The sequence below is a fragment of the Wandonia sp. genome (assembly GCF_984588085.1).
The window spans coordinates 71,252-90,609 of sequence record NZ_CFIGVI010000004.1; the positions used below are offsets into that span (position 1 = coordinate 71,252).

Genomic DNA, 19,358 nt, shown 5'->3' on the forward strand with positions numbered 1-19,358 from the left:
ATCTTTGCACCATGGATTATGAAATAGAAATACGCTTTCAGAAGCTGGTAAAAATATTAGACGAAAAGTTTGGAGGAGGACTGGATGTTCAGTCCATTTTGTTTTTAATTGGTGTGCAGGAACTCGGACAGGGATTCAGAAAATTCAAAAAGAATGAAAAAATGGATTTGATGCACATTGCAGTCTGTACAGTTCTTATGCCTTCCGGACACTATGTCTTTAAAGGAAGAGACGAAGAAGGATGGCCCCACTTTGAACTGAAAAAAGAATTACCCGTTTTGAGCCAACGGGAACAGGAACATCTGATGAAAGAGGCTATTATAGAGTATTTTGCACAGGATGCCGAATTTGCCGTATAGGTTAACTAGCAATTTTCAGCTACTTCCATGATCTCTTTCAGGGCATCAGGGTCGTAACTGTACTTATCGAGAATTGCTTCCATTAACTCCAGGCATTGGTCTCTCCCTTCCGGATTATGAAGGTTTTCCCGAAGACAAGAGCAGTATTCCTGCATCTCCTCTTCAACCGTACCTGAAGAGCAGGAAAGGACGAAAAGGGAGAGTAAAAAAAACGAAATTAGTCTCATTTCCGATAGTGCTTTACGATCACAGAAAGTTAATTCCTTGACGAAGTTACCGATTAGCATTTAAAATATTTGGTGCAATACCATAAAATAGGTATTTTTGCAGCGTGATTCTTCTTAATTTAAATTTAATCTAAATAAGAAGGACCCCCAATTAATTGAAAAAGAAATGATTAAAATAACGGATGCAGCCAGAGATAAAGCACAGGAATTGATGGCTGAAGAAGGAAAAAATAACAGTTTTATCAGAGTGGGTGTTCAGGGTGGAGGATGCTCCGGTTTGATGTATAAGCTTGATTTTGATAGTCAGGAACAGGAAGGTGATAAAGCCTTCGAAGACAACGGTGTGAAAATTGTTGTTGATAAGAAAAGTTATTTGTATCTTATAGGTACAACGCTCGACTACACCGGAGGATTGAACGGAAAAGGATTTATTTTTGTTAATCCCAATGCCGACAGGACATGCGGATGCGGTGAAAGTTTCTCTATTTAATTCTCCCAAAAGAAAAATACAGTATGGCTGAATACACAGAACATGAATTGGCAAAGGACCTGGAGGGTAAAGAATATAAGTACGGATTTGTTACTAATATTGAATCTGAACGTGTTCCGAAAGGTCTGAATGAAGATACTATCCGGTTAATCTCGGCAAAGAAGAACGAACCGGAATGGTTACTTGAATTCCGCCTTGAATCTTTCAAAATCTGGCAACAGATGATTGAGCCGGAGTGGGCACATGTACAGTATCAAAAACCGGATTTTCAGGAGATCACATATTACGCTGCACCCAAGCAATCAAAAAAATACGAAAGCTGGGATGATGTCGACCCGGAGTTGAAAGAAACCATGAAAAAACTGGGGATTTCACTTGAAGAACAAAAACGGTTAACCGGTGTGGCAGTAGACTTTGTTATGGACTCTGTTTCGGTAGCGACCTCATTCAAAGCAAAACTGAAAGAGCTTGGAATTATTTTCTGTTCCTTCTCGGAAGCCGTGCAGGAATATCCTGATCTTGTCAGGAAATACCTGGGGACAGTCGTTCCGAAAACGGACAACTTTTATGCGGCTTTAAATTCTGCCGTTTTTACGGATGGGTCATTTTGCTACATTCCGAAAGGCGTAAAGTGTCCGATGGAGCTTTCTACGTATTTCCGTATCAACGAAGGAGGAACCGGGCAGTTTGAGCGCACACTGGTTGTTGCAGACGAAAGCTCGTATGTTTCTTATCTGGAAGGTTGTACAGCTCCGCAGCGGGATGAGAACCAGCTTCACGCAGCAGTAGTTGAACTTATTGCCTTGGATAATGCAGAAATCAAATATTCAACGGTTCAAAACTGGTTCCCTGGGGACAAAAACGGAAAAGGCGGGGTATTTAACTTCGTAACTAAACGAGGAATTTGTCATACAAATTCAAAAATCTCGTGGACACAGGTGGAAACAGGTTCTGCAGTAACGTGGAAATATCCTTCGTGCATCCTGAAAGGTGATCATTCGGTAGGAGAATTCTATAGTGTAGCTGTAACAAACAACTACCAGCAGGCTGATACCGGAACGAAAATGATTCACCTGGGACGCAATACAAAATCCACTATCATTTCAAAAGGTATTTCTGCCGGAAAATCACAAAACTCGTACCGCGGACTGGTACAAATTCATAAAAACGCTCATAACGCAAGGAATTTCTCACAGTGTGACTCCCTGCTAATGACGGATGAATGCGGAGCGCATACATTCCCCTACATTGAATGTAAAAACAGTTCGGCAAAAATCGAGCACGAAGCAACGACTTCGAAAATCGGAGAAGATCAGATTTTTTACTGTCTGCAACGTGGAATTGACGAAGAAAAAGCAATTTCACTAATTGTAAACGGATATTGTAAAGAAGTCCTGAATCAGCTTCCCATGGAATTTGCCGTAGAAGCACAAAAACTCCTCGCTATTTCCCTTGAAGGGTCAGTGGGATAAATTTGATTTGATATTTGTTGTTTGTACACACTTATGAATAAACAACATAAAGATTTTGTCAACTAGTTAAAAACGCACAAAGAAAATGGGTCCGGCTTCAGTAAGAGAGCTGTGATCCACTAAAATAAAGGTTATGTTAAACATTAAAAACTTACACGCCTCAATCGAAGGTAAAGAGATATTAAAAGGATTGAACCTTGAGGTTAAACCGGGAGAAGTTCATGCAATCATGGGACCAAATGGTGCAGGAAAAAGCACCCTGGCTTCTATTCTTGCCGGTCGTGAAGAATATGAAGTGACAGATGGTGAAGTTGACTTTGAAGGAAAAGACCTTCTGGATATGGATACTGAAATACGTGCCCGAGAGGGGGTCTTTCTAGCGTTCCAATACCCTGTCGAAATCCCGGGAGTTTCTAACATCAACTTTCTGCGCACCGCTTTAAATGAAATCCGTGAGCATAAAGGACAGGAGTCTATTTCTGCAAAAGACTTTATGGCGATGGTTCGCGAAAAGTCCAAACTGGTTGAACTGGATGCCAAGCTGGCCTCGCGTGCTGTAAACGAAGGTTTCTCCGGTGGTGAGAAAAAACGTAATGAGATCTTCCAAATGGCCATGCTCGAGCCTAAACTGGCAATTCTTGATGAAACCGATTCAGGGCTGGACATTGATGCATTACGTATCGTAGCAAACGGAGTTAACAAGCTGAAGTCAAAAGACAATGCAACCATTGTTATCACACACTACCAACGTTTGTTGGATTATATTGTTCCTGATTTTGTCCACGTTCTTTACAATGGAAAAATTGTAAAAACAGGGCCAAAAGAACTGGCACTGGAACTGGAAGAAAAAGGATACGACTGGATTAAGCAGGAATTGGGCGAAATGGCCTAAAAACTTTTAAGTATGAACACAATGACAGAAAGTGCCGTAAAACGCTTTACTGATTCTATACAACCCACTTTCAAAGAAGGAGTTTTAGACGAAAATTCACGTCGTGAGGCACTGGAGAATCTTGAAAATATGGATTTTCCAACAACTCGTGTTGAGGCGTGGAAATATACGCGCGTGACCAAGATCAGCAAGAAGGAGTTCTCTATCCAACCTGGTTCAGTGAACTCCATTGATGCTTTTAAAATCAAAGACCTTGACAGTCATGTTCTGGTATTTGTAAACGGCTTCTTCTCCGCTTCACTTTCTTCTTTCACAGCTGAAGAAGGTATTGAAATTGCTCCTTTGAAAGGAGCAAAAGGAATCGCAGGAAATACTGTTCCTGTTTCGAACGAAGATATTTTTACCGCACTTAACACGGCGTATGCCACAGATGGTGTAGCTGTAAGAATTTCTTCCGGGAAACAGCTCTCCAAACCGATCGAAGTAATTTACATCCAATCCGGAGACGCTGCCATTGCGAACATCAGAAATGTAATTATTGCTGAGAAAAGTTCAGCCGGACAGGTTATCCTGGGTCATTACTCACAGGATGCGAAAAATTGTTTTTCAAATTGCGTTACGGAAGTGGTTGTAGAAGCAAATGCACATCTTACCATTAATAAGATCCAGTACGAAAGCGAAGCGAATTACCAGATCGCAACGGAACAGGTAAAACAGGAGAAAGATTCTACTTTTACAATCAATACGATTACCTTAAACGGTGAATTGGTACGCAATAACCTGAACATTGATGTGTTGGGACAAAACTGCAACACTCACCTGAACGGAGCGTACCTGACAAAGGGAAAACAACACGTTGACAATCATACGACAGTAGATCATACGGTTGCTAACTGTGAATCAAATGAGCTGTACAAAGGAGTAATGGATGACGATTCGACAGCTGTTTTTAACGGAAAAGTATTTGTACGAAAAGACGCACAAAAAATCAATGCTTTCCAGTCGAATGGTAACGTATTACTTTCCGGAAATGCAACAGTTAACTCGAAGCCTGAGTTGGAAATTTACGCCGATGATGTAAAATGTTCGCACGGTTCCACTACCGGTCAGCTGGATGAAGATGCTGTTTTCTACCTGCGTGCCCGTGGATTAAGTGAAAAAAATGCCCGTAAACTATTGGTTTCTGCTTTTATTGCAGATGTACTTGACACTATCGAATCGGAAGAAGTTCGCACCCATATCGACAATATGCTGTTGGAGCGTTTCGGTTGGGAGTTTTAGTAGTACTCCAAAAAAGAAATAAAATAGCCCCGGTCAGTTTTGATCGGGGTTTGTTTTTGCCATCCATCTTTTTAGTTGATGGATCTCTTATTCAGTAATTATATTTAATTGCATATAATGAAGGGACTGGCAGAGTTTGTCAAAGAACGAAGAAAAAAGGTAAACCTTACACAAGAAGAGCTTGCAGAACGAGCTGGTGTTACACTTACTGTTCTTCGCAAAATAGAACAAGGTAAAACCAACCTGAATCTGGACAAGGTTAATCTGGTTCTTCGTATGTTCGGACATGAATTAGCCCCGGTAAAAAGTAAAGACATTGAATTTTGAGACAGGGAAAAGTATTCCATAAAGATTCCCTTGCAGGAACGATCACGGAAACCCATGGAGGAGAATACGTATTTCAGTACGATCCATCGTATGTGAAGGAACATCCCGATGAATTCATCACATTTACCATGCCTATGACTGATAAACCCTATACAGAAAAGCAAATTGAAGGAGCTTTTAAACGAATGGTTAAAAACTATCCGAAAGCGTTAGAATGGATAAAACATTTTTCCTGTCTGATGAAATGAAAAAGGCTTACAAAGAAATCCTGAAAAGCAGATACTTACAATTGGAGTTGTTGTAAAAAAAAATAAGTATTCAAAAAGAAAAAAGCCTCACCTGATGATGAAGCTTCTTGTTGTCCCACTAGGGCTCGAACCTAGACTCTTCTGAACCAAAATCAGACGTGTTGCCAGTTACACCATGGGACAATTGTGGGCACAAAAGTAATACATTTTTTCTTATTAGCAAGAGAAGCATTCAAAAAAAGTTGAAAAAAACGGGGCTGTTGTTGGTTTAAACACGTGTTTTTATGATTTTTTACCACTTTTCACCCTTACCCCAACGGATATATTTATAAATTCGCAAGACCATTACGTAATCAAAGAACATGAACTATAGAAAAACAAACCTTATAGGCGGCTGGCTTACTTTTGCAATTGCCACGATCGTTTATTTGATAACTATTGAAGACACGGTCAGCCTCTGGGACTGTGGCGAGTATATTACTGCTGCCTATAAATTAGAAGTAGGACACCCTCCGGGGGCTCCTTTCTTCATGTTAATAGGACGTCTGTTCTCTTTCTTTGTCGATCCGGAGAATGTCGCCATGATGGTCAACTCTATGTCGGCTTTATCCAGTTCATTCACCATCCTCTTTATGTATTGGTCCATCACCATGCTGGCAAAGAAGATTGCTTTTAAAGACAATAACCGCCAGTTGACAAAAGGACAAATAATTGCTATTCAGGGAAGTGCATTCATTGGTGCTCTGGCTTATACATTCTCCGAATCCTTCTGGTTTTCTGCTGTTGAAGGTGAGGTATATGCAATGTCCTCTCTGTTTACGGCTGCCATTTTCTGGGCTATTCTTAAATGGGACGAAGAATCGGACGCTGTCAAGTTCGGAGAGCTTGTTCACCACAAAAGTTCAACCCGCTGGCTTATTCTTATCATGTTCTTGTTTGGACTGGCTATTGGGGTTCACCTTTTAGGATTATTGGTTATTCCTGCCATCGCCTACGTTATTTACTTTAATAAGTGGGAAAATGTTAATACACTTAGCTTCTTTATAACAGGTATCATTGGAGTAATTGCCCTTGCATTTATTCAGGAAGGAATTATTCCGGGAACAATTTCATTGGCCTCCAAAACAGAGATTTTCTTTGTAAACACGCTTGGTATGCCGTTTAACTCGGGAGCTATTTTCTTCTTCATTGCGGTTATTCTTTTACTCGTAGTAGGGCTGTTCATAACACAGAAGAAAAAGTTACCGATTGCTAATACAGCAATACTTGGTCTGGTTGTGCTATTCATCGGTTATGGTTCATTTGCAACGATTGTTATCCGATCCAATGCCAACCCGCCTTTGGACGAAAATGACCCGGAGAACCTTGTTACGCTTCACTCTTATCTGAAAAGAGAACAATACGGATCGTGGCCGATCCTTTACGGAGAATACTGGAATTCAGCACCCAAAGAAACAGCTGATAAATCCCCTGTTTTCCAACGAAAATTTGTCGTAACAAAAGGAGATAAAGAACTTAAAGGGTTCAAATCCGAAAGTCTGGCAAAAGAATTTGCGAAAGACAATAACGCACAGGTTGTTGAGAAATACTTCATGGTGAACGATGGTAAAAATCAGAAATATGTCTATCATGGCGAACACATGACCGTCTTCCCACGGATGTTCTGGAGTCAGGACCAACGTAAAATTGACGGTTACAAAAAATGGTCCGGTTACAATAGTAACGGTCCTTCTCATAGTGGGAAACCAGCTATTGCCACAACCGATGGTCAGCGTTTACCTACATTTGGTGAAAACCTTACGTATTTTGTAAACTATCAGATTAACTGGATGTATTTCCGTTACTTCATGTGGAACTTTGCCGGTCGTCAGAATGATATTCAGGGACACGGAGATGTAATGCGTGGCAACTGGAAATCCGGTATTGATTTAATCGACTCACAACGACTTGGAGATCAATCCAAGGCTCCTTTATTTACCAGAGACAACCCGAGTAATAATTCGTTCTTTTTCTTACCCCTTATTCTTGGTTTGATTGGTCTGATATTCCATTTCTACAAAGCCCCCAAGGATGCTTTTGTCGTATTTCTGGTATTCCTGTTTACCGGTCTGGCTATTGTTGTCTACCTGAATCAAAAGCCGTACGAACCGCGCGAACGTGATTATGCTTATGCCGCGTCCTTCTATGCCTTTGCCATGTGGATAGGTCTGGGAGTTTACGCCCTCTACGATGCCTTTACAAGTTGGAAAAAAGAACAACTACAGGCAGGCGCTCTAGTTGCAGGAGCCGGGTTACTTGTGTTCTTTGTAGGAGACTTGAATGCAGGAAACTACTCAGGATCACTCAGCTGGCTTTTCATTGCAGTTGTAGGAATGGGTGCGTTGGGTATCATGTATGGTCTCAGAGGAAAACTCAAACAGGAACACCACGGGGCAATCGTTGCACTACTCCTTTCTTTAGCGGTCCCTATAGTCATGGCTGTTCAGGGATGGGATGATCACGACAGAAGCGGAAGAGCTCCTGCCTTAGATCTTGCAAAAAATTACCTCAATTCCTGTGAGGACAACTCTATTATCTTCACCAATGGAGATAATGATACTTTCCCGTTATGGTATCTTCAAGAGGTAGAAGGACATAAGACCAGTGTACGGGTAAGTAACCTCTCACTTCTTCAAACAGACTGGTATACGGAACAAATGACGATGAAAACGTATGAATCGGAACCGCTGCCTATTAAGTTCAGAGAAGACCAATACGCGATGCACATAGGAAAAACAGATGCTGTATATTTCCTGAATTCCTATATGGACATGGCAACTTCGTACGACAAGGCACTTGTTGATGAAGTGTATAGCGAAAAGATCAAAGCGAATCAGAAAATCTTTAACACAGCCTTCCGAAATGCAGGATTCACATTGGCCAACCTACTTGGAAAAACGGAAATTGCCTCACGAAACCCGGAAGTGATGACTTTCCTTACGGAACCACGTGAAGGCAATGCAACACTTGCAGACTTTAACCAGTTCATGAAACTGTCTATTACCTTGTTACAAAGTAGTTCGCAGGGAGGTATCTCGAAAGAAATGTTCGATCAGGTTCAGAAAAACATGCAGAATCTGGAAGATGCAATTGACTACTTGCCTATCGATTACGCATTGGATTTCACAAGAAATGATGATTACCTGATGAATCGTGAAGGACGAGGCAGAATAGAAACTCTTCGTATTTTCCCTTCTTCCGGATTTATTATCCCGGTAGATGACAAGCAAAAGTTAGTGGACAACAAAATCATCCGTGAAGACCAGTTAAGCAAGGTGTCAGAAGAAGGAGTCCGTTTCCGAATGGCTGTTTCAGCGATCACCAAAGAACAGGTTATTATGATGGATATTCTTTCCAACTTTAACTGGGAAAGAAACATCTACTTCTCAAGTCCATATGCTTCTGAAGTTGGAAAAGCATTGTTCCAGTCCGGTTTTGTAACAATGGAAGGAATGGTTTACAAATTACATCCGGTTAAAGGGGAACAAGTGAACCTGAAACAACTGGATAAAAATCTGATGGAGGTGTACAAGTGGGGGAACAAGAAAGATCTTTCTACTTTGGTTGATTACTATGTAAGAAGACATACCAGCCAATACCGTCATTACTTCTTTGTTCTTGCAGAGCAGTATGCACGTGAATACGATCAGCAAACAAAGAAAATTGATCTTTTATCAGAAACGGCTGACTCGCTGCAAACCGGTAACGAACTGAGCAAAGCGATCGAATTGCGGGACCAGGCAAAAGAAGATGTGGTTCGCGTAATTGATTATGCAATGGAAGTTCTGCCACTTGAGAACGTTATTGATTATGGTGAGCCGAATACATCAAGACAAAAGCTTCCTGAAGGAGCAGGATTGGATTATCTGTACAATTACGAAGACGGAAAAGTCCATGAATACGCACGTGTTCTTTATATTGTCGGAGCAAATGAAAAGGCCGAAGCACTTGCCATGAAAGTTGCCGATCATCTGGAAGCAACAATTGATTTCGTTCTTGACTCAAAACCATATATTGCACAGGAAATAGATGTATTTATGTTTGCTGCCATGGATGCTTATCTGAATATGTACGGCGTTGCTGAAGAAAAAGGAGTAAAAGATGCTTTCACAGCACGAGCAGAACGTTATATTTCAGGATTCAGAAACCGATTTAAATCGTTGGTTTCTTCTATGAAAGAAGCAGATGCAGGCAAAGACAGAGCCAGCAAAAAATATAGCGCAGCAATACTTAGTCTTGAAGACCAGGCGCTTCGACTTGGTTTAGTACATGGTATTGAACTGAATTAAGTAATGAAATTCTACCGAACTCCACGTTTGTTCCGTCGGGTTTACCCCGGGCAAACGTGGAGTTTACCTTGTAACAAGCCTGTTATTTACCTCACTTTTGATGACGGACCCACCGAAAAGCTGACCAACTGGATTCTTGATACATTACAGGAGCATAACGCACAAGCTACTTTTTTTTGTGTCGGAAATAATGTGATTAACTATCCCGAACGGTATTCCGAAATTATCAAACAGGGGCATTCCGTCGGAAATCACACCATGCACCACGTAAACGGTTGGAAGACATCTTTACACGACTATCTGGAAAATGTCAATCAGGCTTCACAACATATCTCTTCACCGTTGTTCCGACCCCCTTACGGGAAAATAAAACGATCCCAACAAAAAAAAATAGGGGAGAATTTTCGGACAATTATGTGGTCTTTCCTGACCTATGATTTTGATCCGAATGTCGATATGTACGAGATATTTAATCGCTATATACGATCCTACCAACAAGGGGATATCCTTGTATTACACGACAACGTAAAAGCCGAAAAACAACTCAAAATCATACTTCCTTTGCTTTTGAAATGGGGACAGGAAAAAGGAATCCAATTCAAACGAATTCAGTAATTTTGATCAAACGATACGATCAGAATGAATAGCTGGAAAGAGCAAATTATCGCCTGGAAAGAGGAACTTCTACGTTCTTCGGGAAATGATGTGCTCATTCACCTACCCGAATCGGGAAAAGGTTTTCTGGAACTGGAAGGAAACTCTGTCGAACAAAATGAAATCCGGATTCCCATAACCCCTGTCTGGAAAAAGATAGCAGCAGAAGCAGAGCGTTACCGACAAAACTCGGGTGTAAACAGCCTTTCACTTGTCACCCATATACTCGAGTGGAATGATGGAAAGAAAAATTTCCGCAGTCCTTTCCGGCTTCAGGAGGTTCTCTATTCTACAGACAAAATCAAAAATGAGATCCGGCTCTGTATACAGGAAGAGACCTTTATCAATCCTTTTCTCTCAGGAAAATTAAAAGAACTTTTCGGTATTGAGATACAGGATTCGGAATCACTCCCCGAGGTTGCCGACTGGAATTTGCAAACCTGTTTTCTGTTGGGCAATTTTCATTACCATCGTTTTTCCCTTTTAAAAGACATGGACGATTATCTTCTGGATCCCCATTCAGAAGACTCACTAATCGGCACTTTTTTTAACGGGGCAAGAAGAAATGAACCCACAAATTCTCTTTGTGAAAAGGCGTATGTTTTTCCGCTTGACACCTATCAGCAGGAAGCTATCACCAAAATACAGGATGGAGAAAATCTGGTAATTATCGGTCCTCCGGGTTCAGGAAAGAGTCAACTAATCGTTAATACTCTTTTTCAGCATGCTCTTTCAGGAAAAAAAACGGTTCTCGCTTCTGAAAAACTGGCAGCTTTAGAAGTCATCAAAACCCGTTTTGAATCTGTTGGACTGGGGAAATTTTGCGCCTCTGTTTTTCATACGGAAAAAGAAAAGTCAGACTTTATACAATCCCTGAAGGAAACATGGTTGTTTGTTGAAAACACACCTGTTAAGCAACCACAAATTGCTTCCTATCCGGCTAAAAAGGAAATTCTGCAGAACAAACTGAGCCGATTACAGGGACTTCCAGTTATCGGTTCTATTCCAAACAAGCTTTCCCCTCTGTTTCATTCGGTTCCCAAAAAAGATACTTGGGAAAAACTACATCCTACACTTGATTATTTAGCTACACAATATGCATTGCAGTACGGAACATCCTTTTCAAACTGCAGCTGCTTCTTTCTTAAACCTTCTGTCTTTTTCCGCGACGATTCACTCGGGTCTTTAAAAACCGATCTGAATATTATCCGGAAAACGATAGCATCCCTGTCTCAGGAAGTAGAAGGAATTTCAGAAAACTATCCGCTTTCTGAATGGGCTGTGCTTTATCGAAAGACAATTCACGCACAGGTATTGAGCCATGAACTTTTTTCGCGAAACAAAGCACTCTTTGAACACAACTCAACCGATCAGAAACGCTTTCGAAAACTAACCGGAAAGTACCTCAAGGTGACCCGTGAACTGGAAAACACAGCTCCCTCCGAGCAACAAAAGTGGAAAAAGAACTGGAGCGATACTGAACTGGAAGAAGCTCTGACAGTTTTTACAAAGAAAAAAAACTGGTCGCTTTCCTATCGCAGGTGGAAAACACGATTTATTGCAGATTATGCACCGGTCGTCTTTTCAAGAAAACTTGCCTTACAGGCGCTTTCCCTGAAAAAAGACATTCTCCAAAAACAGAAAGAACAAAGCAAAATAGCTGCACAACTCATTAAATACGGAGTACATTACCCGGAAACAGAAATTCCTTTGTTCGAGTCATTGATCCGGCAATACAATGAACTGGATACACAACTGGTCAAGACCTTACAAGGCAGTTCTGAAAAATTACTCCAACAGTTAGTCCGACATTCCCGGGAAATTACACAGATACACCGATTTATTGTTTTAAACATTCATTCGTCAATGTCCATTTCTCTGAATGAAATAATTCGTCGCATTGAAGAAGAAGTTGATTTTTTATCCGCTCACCGCAAATCCATAGAAAACCTGCTGAAAACAGATGAAGTCTTTTTTTATGAGTTACCGGGCGTGCATGATTTTTCAGTTTTACACGAATTAGTAACACTCGGACAGGTAGAGAACTTTGCAAAATTCCATCCCGAGCTGTATCATTACTCAGGAGAAGAATTTCAGGAAGATCTGAAACAATTAATCCGGGAAGAAGACACCTTTTGTCAGCTCTCCGTTCAAGAATTCAGTTACCGCATTTCACAAAAATTTTCGGACTACCACTTGCTGCTTTCCACACCCGCCGCCCAGCTCAGTCAGGAACAAAAACAGTTGAAAGCCGAACTACGCAAGGGACGATCTATTCTGGTTAAAGAATTTAATAAAACCCGTCAACATACAGGGATACGTAAACTTCTCGACTCTCCGGCCCGACACTGGATTCATTTGTTGAAACCCATTTTGTTGATCAATCCATTAAGCCTGTCTAAAATTATCCCCAACAGGAAAGAAATTTTCGATTTTCTGGTAATGGATGAGGCCAGTCAGATTCCCACAGAACATGCAATTCCGGCACTTTACCGATCTGCCAAGGTATGCCTTGTTGGTGACCCGATGCAAATGCCTCCTTCCACCTACTTTACAAGTGGCACGCGTGAACGGGAAGATATTCTGAACAGAGGGCTGTTTCATTTTAACGCGCATATGCTCCTCGGACACTACAGAAGTCTGCATGAAAACCTGATCTCTTTCAGTAACCACTATTTTTACGGAGGCAAATTGAAAATCCTTCCGGGAAGTCAACTTCCTTCGTATTCAGGGATACATGGACATTTTGTAAAAGATGCTCTTTTCGAAAACAGGAGTAATGTTCAGGAAGCGAAAGAACTTGTCGCATGGCTCAATGAGCTACTTCCTGATTTTGCACCCAACGACCAACTGGGAATTGTTGCTTTTTCGGAAGCACAGCTGGATCTTATCCGACACGAAATCATCCAATACGCTTCTCCTGTACTCAACCAAAAAGTAGATGAAGGAAGTATCTTTCTGTCTACTCTGGAAAATATTCAGGGGGATGAATGTGACCTACTGGTCGTTAGTATCGGTTATGGATATGATGCTGACGGAAAGTTTGCGCTTCGGTTTGGTCCCCTCAATCAAAGCGGGGGCGAAAAGCGGCTAAATGTCCTCTTTACCCGTGCCCGAAAAGGAATACATGTTTTCCATTCTATACGTCACACTGATTTCACTCCTTCTGACAATCGTGGTGTAGAATTATTGAAAGTTTATCTGAGAATGCTGGAAACGGCAGCAACGAACCTTGGTTCTGTTTCACGAACTTTATTTGGGTTAGAAAGCTCCATAGATAATGAAAAAAGAGAAATAACCTTCTTTGACCCTTATTTATCCGAACAAGCCCTACAAAAAATGATGACACTTTTTCGGGTAGTATCCGATCGGAACTGGAAAATAAATGTTGTTTTCAGAAAAGACGGATTACTTCTTCAAAACCCAGGTTGAAATTCCCTGAGAAGAAAATGTATTCATTTCAGTTGCTGCTGCTGACTGATTCTCAAAAGAAGCTATGGTAACCCTGTGTAATCCTTTGTTTACATCCAGAATGCGTGCAGCATATCCTTTGTTCTTAAGGTCCGTCACAAGATTTTCTGCATTCTCCAGAGAACTGAAACAACCTGCAATCAGGTGATAATTCCCTGAATATTGAGGAGACACAACAACGGTTTCTGTTTGTTCAGTTGAGGCTGTTTTCTCGTCTGCAATCAGCCGAACAGGTATATACAGATTCTCATTGAAACGGTAATTGAATACTTCTATTTCCCGGGGTAAATCTTTTGTTAATTCCTCCCAGTCGTAGTGTAACTCTTCTGCTACAACAGCATCCGATAATTTTTCAGCAGAATAGACAGATTCGGGAACAGTTCTGAACGGATTAAAATCAGCCAAAGCTATTTTCCCACTTTCGAGAACATCTGTTTTCATTGGAATCCAATACGCGAAAAATCCAAAAGGAACCATTGCAGCGGCTGCAAGATATTTCCATCCGAAACCACTCTTTGTCTTCTGTTCACGAATCGGAATAATTTTTTCACCTTCCGACGGTGCTTCCTCTACAGGATTCCCTTTCCGGACAGAGATTCCGATCGGTATAACCTTTAGCTCTTTCGCCTCTTCCGCTACAACTTTTTCAGGGGATTCAACCGCTTCCTGCGGTTCAACCTTTGTCAAAATAGGTTGTTCTGCAACTTTCTCTTCTTTCTCCGAAATAAACGTCACCTCTTTTAGCCCGAAAGAACTTAACAACAGATTGAAAAAGCGGTCTTGTTCAAACGCAATTACACCGGAAGTTTCCTTGTACAGAATACCTACCTTTTCGATCTCAATACGCTTCCCTTCACTCAACTGACCTTTCCAGTCCGAAGCCAGTTCTTTCAATAGTTGTTCAGCCTCTTCAAATGAGATGTTACGGGCGTTTGCCAGATAATTCGCAAACAATCCGTCACTCTGAATCAGGTGACTATTAAAAAGTAACTCTTTGGACGGAGGAGCTATCACGCCACGATTCCAGTCAATTTTTGCGGGAGCATAACGTGCAACAAAACCACCGAAACCCGGTATAATCAAACAGTTATGTCTGAGTAACAATTCGCTGACGTATTGAGATGGTATCATATTACAAATATACAAATTTTACGAAATCTCTTTCGAATTTCAGTTGTGCCTCTATGATACGCACGAACACAGGATTTGTTACGCTTTTTCTACGAGAAATTCGCAACTTGTTGTACCTTCGTCCACTGAATAGCAAATTCATGAACCAAACGGTGTACATACTTGCTCCTTATCCCAAATCGGAAGCTCCCTCGCAACGATTTCGGTTTGAGCAGTATCTCTCTTCACTGGAACAAAACGGTTTCGATGTACACTACCATCCCTTCTTAGATGAAAAAGCATGGAAAAATCTGTACGCCAAAGGAAAAGTAATCCATAAAACTTCGGGTATGATCCGGGCCTTTTGCAGAAGATGGCTCTTGTTATTCCAGTTGAAAAAAGCTGACTTTGTATTTATTCATCGGGAAGCTGCACACCTGGGTCCTCCTGTATTTGAATGGATAATTGCCAAACTCTTACGAAAGCGGATTATTTACGATTTTGATGATGCCATCTGGTTACCGAACTACAGTGATACTAATGCACTTTTTCACCGATTGAAGGCCTACTGGAAAGTAAAATACATCATTAAGTGGTCGTATAAAGTGTCTGCAGGCAATCAGTATTTGGCAGATTTTGCTTCCAGATATACAAAACACGTCGAAATTATTCCCACTACGATTGATACCGAAGGACATCATAATCAATCTGCAAACCACGATCATCAGCCATTAATTATCGGATGGACCGGTACACATACGACCATGCGTTATCTGGATGAATTGATTCCCGTTCTGCAGGATCTTGAGAAAAAATATGATTTTCGGTTTCGGATCATCTCCAACCAACCACCACACTACAATTTAAAGAGTCTGGAATTCGTCAAATGGAATAAAACATCCGAAATAAAGGATCTTGCTGAGTTCCAAATCGGTGTCATGCCTCTTCAACCCGATATCTGGGCAGAAGGGAAATGTGGTTTCAAAGCTCTTCAATATATGGCGTTAGGAATTGCCGCTGTTGCCTCTCCTGTAGGAGTTAATACGACAATTATCCAACATGGCGTTACAGGGTTCCTTGCTTCCACCCCCAAAGAATGGAGCGACTGTCTGGAACAACTCATCCGCGATTATGCTATCCGGGTTCAACTGGGTAATGCTGGAAAACTAAGGGTCAAAAATCATTTTTCCGTACTGGCAATTACTCCTCGATTCATTAGTCTATTTTCGTAAGACATCCCGATTTTACAACAATTTAACGCAGTGTCAGATTGCTCTGATTTGAAAATTATGTTATTTTAGACAAAAAATCGTAACTATGAAAATGAAATCTATACTTGTCGCTACTTTACTGTTAGTCGGGACTCCTTTTTTATCAAACGCTTCTCAGGGTACAAAAATTGAAATCAGTGAACTTAAACACGGTGCTATTAAAGTAAGTGTGAAAGTACTTTTCGGTACTTCTCCTATGGAAGGAGCTACGGTTTCAATCATTGAGAAAGGGCAATCTGTGAGTCAGGCAACTTCTGACAGTAAAGGAATTGCTGGTCTTTCCATTGCGGATTATCATAATTCTCCGGTGAATATTGAGGTGAAGATGGACGGTTACCAAACTCATATCCTCTCCGGAGTTTATCTGAAAAACGGACGTCAGTATGATATTGCCCTTGTAAAAGGAAGCGGAACAATCACTACCGAAGTAACTTCTAATGTTTCGGGGATCGAAGCAAAAGGAGCTGAAAAAGTTACTAAAATCGAAGAAAAGACAGAAAAAACCCAGTCGGATCTAGAAAAAACAACGGCACAGGCTGAATCGGCACAAGAACGTGCCAAGCAAGCTGAAACGGAGCGTTTAGAAGCCGAAAAACGTGCTGCTGAAGCTGCTAAAGCTGCCGAAGAGAAAAAAGCGGAAGCAGCCCGAATCGCAGCTGAATCAGGAAAAACACTGGAAGACGCATCTCAGCAAGCTCAACAGGATGCTGCTGCACGCGAACAAGCTCAGAAGCAACGTGAAGAACAGCTAAAGAAACTGGAAGAAGAACAAGCTGCCGCTAAAGCTGAAGAGGCTGCTGCCAAAGCAAAAGCTCAGGCTGAAAAAGATGCTAAGAAAGCTGAAAAGGAAGCAAAAGAGCAAGCAGATAAAGCGAAAAAGGAAGCTGAAGCAAAGCAAAAAGAAGCAGAAGAGCAGAAAAAAGAGGCTGAACAGGCAAAGAAAGAAGCTGAGAAAAAAGCCAAAGAGGACGAAAAAGCGAAAAAAGAAGCTGAGAAAGCCGCGAAAGAAGCTGAAAAAGCAGCAAAAGAAGCTGAAAAGCAATTAAAAGCTGAAGAAGCCTATCAAAAAAGTGCCGAAAAGCTGAAAAACGAGCAAGACAAAATTAAGAGTAATCGCGATGGCTTGAAAAAAGATCAGGAAAAGCTTGATAAGAAAATAGCAAAAGGTAAGATTGATGCCGAAAAAGCTAAAGCAGAGCAGGAAAAGATCAATGCTTCTCACACAAAACTAGACGAAAAACAAGCTAAAGTGGATGAGAAAATCAAGAAACTGAAGAAGAAATACAAGAAATAATTTCTGATAAGTGACTTTCAGAAACCCCGGGTTTTCTCCGGGGTTTTTTAGTTTAAATCAAATCCTTTTACTTAATAATAACTAAATTTACCTCGTGCAATTTAAAGATGTCATAGGTCAGGAAGGGGTCAAAAAGCACCTCGTTGAAGAAGTGAGCCGTAACCGGATTAGTCACGCTCAACTTTTGCTCGGAAACCCCGGGTTCGGAGGTCTCCCTATAGCACTGGCTTTTGCACAATATATTCTCTGTTCTAACCGCACAGAAACGGATAGTTGTGGTACTTGTCCCTCTTGTCAGAAGGTAAGTCAGCTTCAACATCCTGATCTTCACTTTTCTTTTCCTACCGTTCTTACACTCGGCAGTAAATCAGATCTTTTTCTGGGAAGCTGGCGTCAAAAAATCAAGGAAAACCCTTACTTCAACCTGAATCAATGGACATTAACCATTGATGAAAAAGGAAGAAAACCCGTGATCGGAACAGATGAAAGTCAGGAGATCATCAAGAAACTAAGCCTGAAATCATTTGAGGGCGGTTATAAGATCATGATGATCTGGATGGCTGAGGAAATGAACACAACCTGTTCCAATAAGTTGTTAAAAATACTGGAAGAACCCCCTGAAAAAACACTTTTCATCCTGTTGGTTGAAAATGCAGATTCTATTCTTCCCACGATACTTTCCCGGACACAGCTCGTAAAGCTGACCCGAATTCCGGATGATATCATAAAAAACGAACTTAAGACTCGGTTTAACCTGAATGAACAGGCTGCTGCCAGTCAGGCGGCTTTGGCTAACGGAGATTGGGTAGAAGCACTTGAACTTTCCGGAGAGCACCAGCAAAAAGATATCAATCGGGAGTTGTTTGTGCAATGTATGCGGGTCTGCTATAAAAAGGATGTCATTGCTATGATCCAGTGGGCAGAAAAAATGGCCTCCGTCACAAAAGAAGATCAGAAGAATTTTCTTCGTTATGCACTGCACATGTTTCGGCAAAGTATTCTGAACAATTATGTCGGAGACCAAATGACACGGGTTAGTGAAGAAGAAGCCGATTTCCTCAAAAACTTCTCCCGTTTCATTACCGGAAATAATATTCAGGAGTTTATGAAAGAGTTCAGTGACGCGCACTATCATCTTGAAAGAAATGCCAATGCAAAAATTCTCTTTACCGATTTATGCTTTAAGGTAATGCGCTATATTCACTTTGCCTGATGTATCCCTTCTTATTACGCGTAATACAGAATCAGTACCTGAATGCTGTTATTTATAGCATGTAAAACCATAGGCACTATAATAGACCCTGTAGCATTATAGGCAAACGCCAAAGCAAACCCCAAAAGAAAAATAGGGAGAAGCTGTAATAATTGAAAATGCACCCCTGCGAACAATAACGAACTCAGCAGAGCAGCATGAACAAACGATCCTGATTTTTGCTTTAAAAACCCGAATACAGCTTTCCGGAAAAACAATTCCTCTGCAATTGCAGGTATAATTCCAACTACAATCAACGGATACCAAATTGAAGGGGGATTTTTTATTAAATCCGTTATCATCTCTGTATCTCCCAGAGTAGAACGATATAAGTCTGGTAAGTACACTTTACTCCACTGTGTTATCCACTCGTTGAGGGCATTAGCCAGAAAATACGTGATAACAAAAAAGAGAATGGCATACATATAGGAAAGCACTCTCCCTTTCGTCTCCGGAATAAATTCGAATGGTTCAATATACTTCAACCAAACAACAGCAGGGAGCAGAAAAGCAAATATCTGAAACAGCGAAAGAGAATAGAAATATCCGGCGGTATGTCCTGACAACATATCCACTTCCAAACTACCACCGACAAGATAAGCTTGTGCAACAGAGGACAGTATTATACCCACCAAAAGAAGGGCGAATAGTTTCAGAAAAGAAGAAAAAACAGCTTTCATAT

General features: G+C 41.1%; 16 protein-coding genes and 1 tRNA gene. 13 read left to right on the top strand and 4 right to left on the bottom strand.

Going from position 1 to position 19,358, the window contains the following annotated elements; genetic code table 11:
- The first annotated feature begins 11 nt into the window (after positions 1–11).
- Positions 12–359: a hypothetical protein gene (locus AC4PL9_RS02880; protein WP_491603279.1), complete on the top strand. Its 348-nt coding sequence runs from the start codon at positions 12–14 to the stop codon at positions 357–359.
- 5 nt (positions 360–364) lie between these two features.
- Here the strand turns inward: AC4PL9_RS02880 and AC4PL9_RS02885 are convergent, their stop codons facing one another.
- Complete coding sequence (locus AC4PL9_RS02885; protein ID WP_491603280.1) at positions 365–586, bottom strand: hypothetical protein; 222 nt, start codon at positions 584–586, stop codon at positions 365–367.
- A 166-nt stretch (positions 587–752) separates the two neighbouring features.
- Here AC4PL9_RS02885 and erpA point away from each other — a divergent pair, with 166 nt between their 5' ends.
- The 6 genes from erpA (at position 753) to AC4PL9_RS02915 (ending at position 5,296) form a co-directional block, all read left to right on the top strand.
- Entirely contained in the window at positions 753–1,076 is a 324-nt protein-coding gene (gene erpA / locus AC4PL9_RS02890; RefSeq protein WP_491603281.1) for an iron-sulfur cluster insertion protein ErpA, read from the top strand.
- A gap of 23 nt (positions 1,077–1,099) precedes the next feature.
- On the top strand, positions 1,100–2,548 hold the full coding sequence (gene sufB, locus AC4PL9_RS02895; RefSeq protein WP_491603282.1) for a Fe-S cluster assembly protein SufB: 1,449 nt from the start codon (positions 1,100–1,102) through the stop codon (positions 2,546–2,548).
- A gap of 133 nt (positions 2,549–2,681) precedes the next feature.
- Complete coding sequence (sufC, locus tag AC4PL9_RS02900; protein ID WP_491603283.1) at positions 2,682–3,440, top strand: Fe-S cluster assembly ATPase SufC; 759 nt, start codon at positions 2,682–2,684, stop codon at positions 3,438–3,440.
- A gap of 12 nt (positions 3,441–3,452) precedes the next feature.
- Positions 3,453–4,721, top strand: coding sequence for a Fe-S cluster assembly protein SufD (gene sufD, locus AC4PL9_RS02905; protein ID WP_491603284.1), 1,269 nt, complete (start codon positions 3,453–3,455; stop codon positions 4,719–4,721).
- 117 nt (positions 4,722–4,838) lie between these two features.
- Positions 4,839–5,048: a helix-turn-helix domain-containing protein gene (locus AC4PL9_RS02910; RefSeq protein WP_491603285.1), complete on the top strand. Its 210-nt coding sequence runs from the start codon at positions 4,839–4,841 to the stop codon at positions 5,046–5,048.
- Positions 5,045–5,296: a HipA N-terminal domain-containing protein gene (locus AC4PL9_RS02915; RefSeq protein ID WP_491603286.1), complete on the top strand. Its 252-nt coding sequence runs from the start codon at positions 5,045–5,047 to the stop codon at positions 5,294–5,296. The genes AC4PL9_RS02910 and AC4PL9_RS02915 overlap by 4 nt, the downstream gene beginning before the upstream one ends.
- Before the next feature lie 110 nt (positions 5,297–5,406).
- Here AC4PL9_RS02915 and AC4PL9_RS02920 read toward each other — a convergent pair.
- A tRNA-Gln gene (locus tag AC4PL9_RS02920) sits at positions 5,407–5,479 on the bottom strand.
- A gap of 179 nt (positions 5,480–5,658) precedes the next feature.
- Here AC4PL9_RS02920 and AC4PL9_RS02925 point away from each other — a divergent pair.
- From AC4PL9_RS02925 to AC4PL9_RS02935, 3 genes are read left to right on the top strand one after another with little or no spacing between them, the layout of a single operon-like run.
- Positions 5,659–9,624 (top strand): glycosyltransferase family 117 protein, encoded by a 3,966-nt coding sequence (locus AC4PL9_RS02925; protein ID WP_491603287.1) that lies wholly within the window; start codon positions 5,659–5,661, stop codon positions 9,622–9,624.
- 3 nt (positions 9,625–9,627) lie between these two features.
- On the top strand, positions 9,628–10,239 hold the full coding sequence (locus AC4PL9_RS02930; RefSeq protein WP_491603288.1) for a polysaccharide deacetylase family protein: 612 nt from the start codon (positions 9,628–9,630) through the stop codon (positions 10,237–10,239).
- A gap of 24 nt (positions 10,240–10,263) precedes the next feature.
- Complete coding sequence (locus tag AC4PL9_RS02935) at positions 10,264–13,710, top strand: DEAD/DEAH box helicase (RefSeq protein ID WP_491603289.1); 3,447 nt, start codon at positions 10,264–10,266, stop codon at positions 13,708–13,710.
- On the opposite strand, the gene AC4PL9_RS02940 is transcribed toward AC4PL9_RS02935, so the two are convergent.
- The gene (locus AC4PL9_RS02940; RefSeq protein WP_491603290.1) at positions 13,687–14,880 is read right to left on the bottom strand and encodes an HU domain-containing protein; all 1,194 of its coding nucleotides are present in this window, start codon (positions 14,878–14,880) and stop codon (positions 13,687–13,689) included. The two genes, AC4PL9_RS02935 and AC4PL9_RS02940, sit on opposite strands and share 24 nt — an antisense overlap.
- Before the next feature lie 140 nt (positions 14,881–15,020).
- Here AC4PL9_RS02940 and AC4PL9_RS02945 point away from each other — a divergent pair, with 140 nt between their 5' ends.
- From AC4PL9_RS02945 to AC4PL9_RS02955, 3 genes are all read left to right on the top strand, one after another.
- Positions 15,021–16,091 carry a glycosyltransferase family 4 protein gene (locus AC4PL9_RS02945; RefSeq protein ID WP_491603291.1) on the top strand — a complete coding sequence of 357 codons (1,071 nt, stop codon included), beginning with the start codon at positions 15,021–15,023 and terminating at the stop codon, positions 16,089–16,091.
- Between the two features lie 85 nt (positions 16,092–16,176).
- Positions 16,177–17,424: a hypothetical protein gene (locus tag AC4PL9_RS02950; RefSeq protein ID WP_491603292.1), complete on the top strand. Its 1,248-nt coding sequence runs from the start codon at positions 16,177–16,179 to the stop codon at positions 17,422–17,424.
- A gap of 94 nt (positions 17,425–17,518) precedes the next feature.
- On the top strand, positions 17,519–18,637 hold the full coding sequence (locus tag AC4PL9_RS02955; RefSeq protein WP_491603293.1) for a DNA polymerase III subunit: 1,119 nt from the start codon (positions 17,519–17,521) through the stop codon (positions 18,635–18,637).
- Between the two features lie 14 nt (positions 18,638–18,651).
- On the opposite strand, the gene AC4PL9_RS02960 is transcribed toward AC4PL9_RS02955, so the two are convergent.
- Positions 18,652–19,356, bottom strand: coding sequence for a CPBP family intramembrane glutamic endopeptidase (locus AC4PL9_RS02960; RefSeq protein WP_491603294.1), 705 nt, complete (start codon positions 19,354–19,356; stop codon positions 18,652–18,654).
- Positions 19,357–19,358: the final 2 nt, after the last annotated feature.

Bases quoted from the DNA above. Each gene is read 5' to 3' on its own strand.
- AC4PL9_RS02885 (WP_491603280.1), bottom strand. From the start codon at position 586: ATGAGACTAATTTCGTTTTTTTTACTCTCCCTTTTCGTCCTTTCCTGC.
- AC4PL9_RS02935 (WP_491603289.1), top strand. From the start codon at position 10,264: ATGAATAGCTGGAAAGAGCAAATTATCGCCTGGAAAGAGGAACTTCTA.
- AC4PL9_RS02960 (WP_491603294.1), bottom strand. From the start codon at position 19,356: ATGAAAGCTGTTTTTTCTTCTTTTCTGAAACTATTCGCCCTTCTTTTG.
- AC4PL9_RS02930 (WP_491603288.1), top strand. From the start codon at position 9,628: ATGAAATTCTACCGAACTCCACGTTTGTTCCGTCGGGTTTACCCCGGG.
- AC4PL9_RS02945 (WP_491603291.1), top strand. From the start codon at position 15,021: ATGAACCAAACGGTGTACATACTTGCTCCTTATCCCAAATCGGAAGCT.
- AC4PL9_RS02880 (WP_491603279.1), top strand. From the start codon at position 12: ATGGATTATGAAATAGAAATACGCTTTCAGAAGCTGGTAAAAATATTA.
- AC4PL9_RS02925 (WP_491603287.1), top strand. From the start codon at position 5,659: ATGAACTATAGAAAAACAAACCTTATAGGCGGCTGGCTTACTTTTGCA.
- AC4PL9_RS02910 (WP_491603285.1), top strand. From the start codon at position 4,839: ATGAAGGGACTGGCAGAGTTTGTCAAAGAACGAAGAAAAAAGGTAAAC.
- AC4PL9_RS02940 (WP_491603290.1), bottom strand. From the start codon at position 14,880: ATGATACCATCTCAATACGTCAGCGAATTGTTACTCAGACATAACTGT.
- sufD (WP_491603284.1), top strand. From the start codon at position 3,453: ATGAACACAATGACAGAAAGTGCCGTAAAACGCTTTACTGATTCTATA.
- sufC (WP_491603283.1), top strand. From the start codon at position 2,682: ATGTTAAACATTAAAAACTTACACGCCTCAATCGAAGGTAAAGAGATA.
- AC4PL9_RS02950 (WP_491603292.1), top strand. From the start codon at position 16,177: ATGAAAATGAAATCTATACTTGTCGCTACTTTACTGTTAGTCGGGACT.
- sufB (WP_491603282.1), top strand. From the start codon at position 1,100: ATGGCTGAATACACAGAACATGAATTGGCAAAGGACCTGGAGGGTAAA.
- erpA (WP_491603281.1), top strand. From the start codon at position 753: ATGATTAAAATAACGGATGCAGCCAGAGATAAAGCACAGGAATTGATG.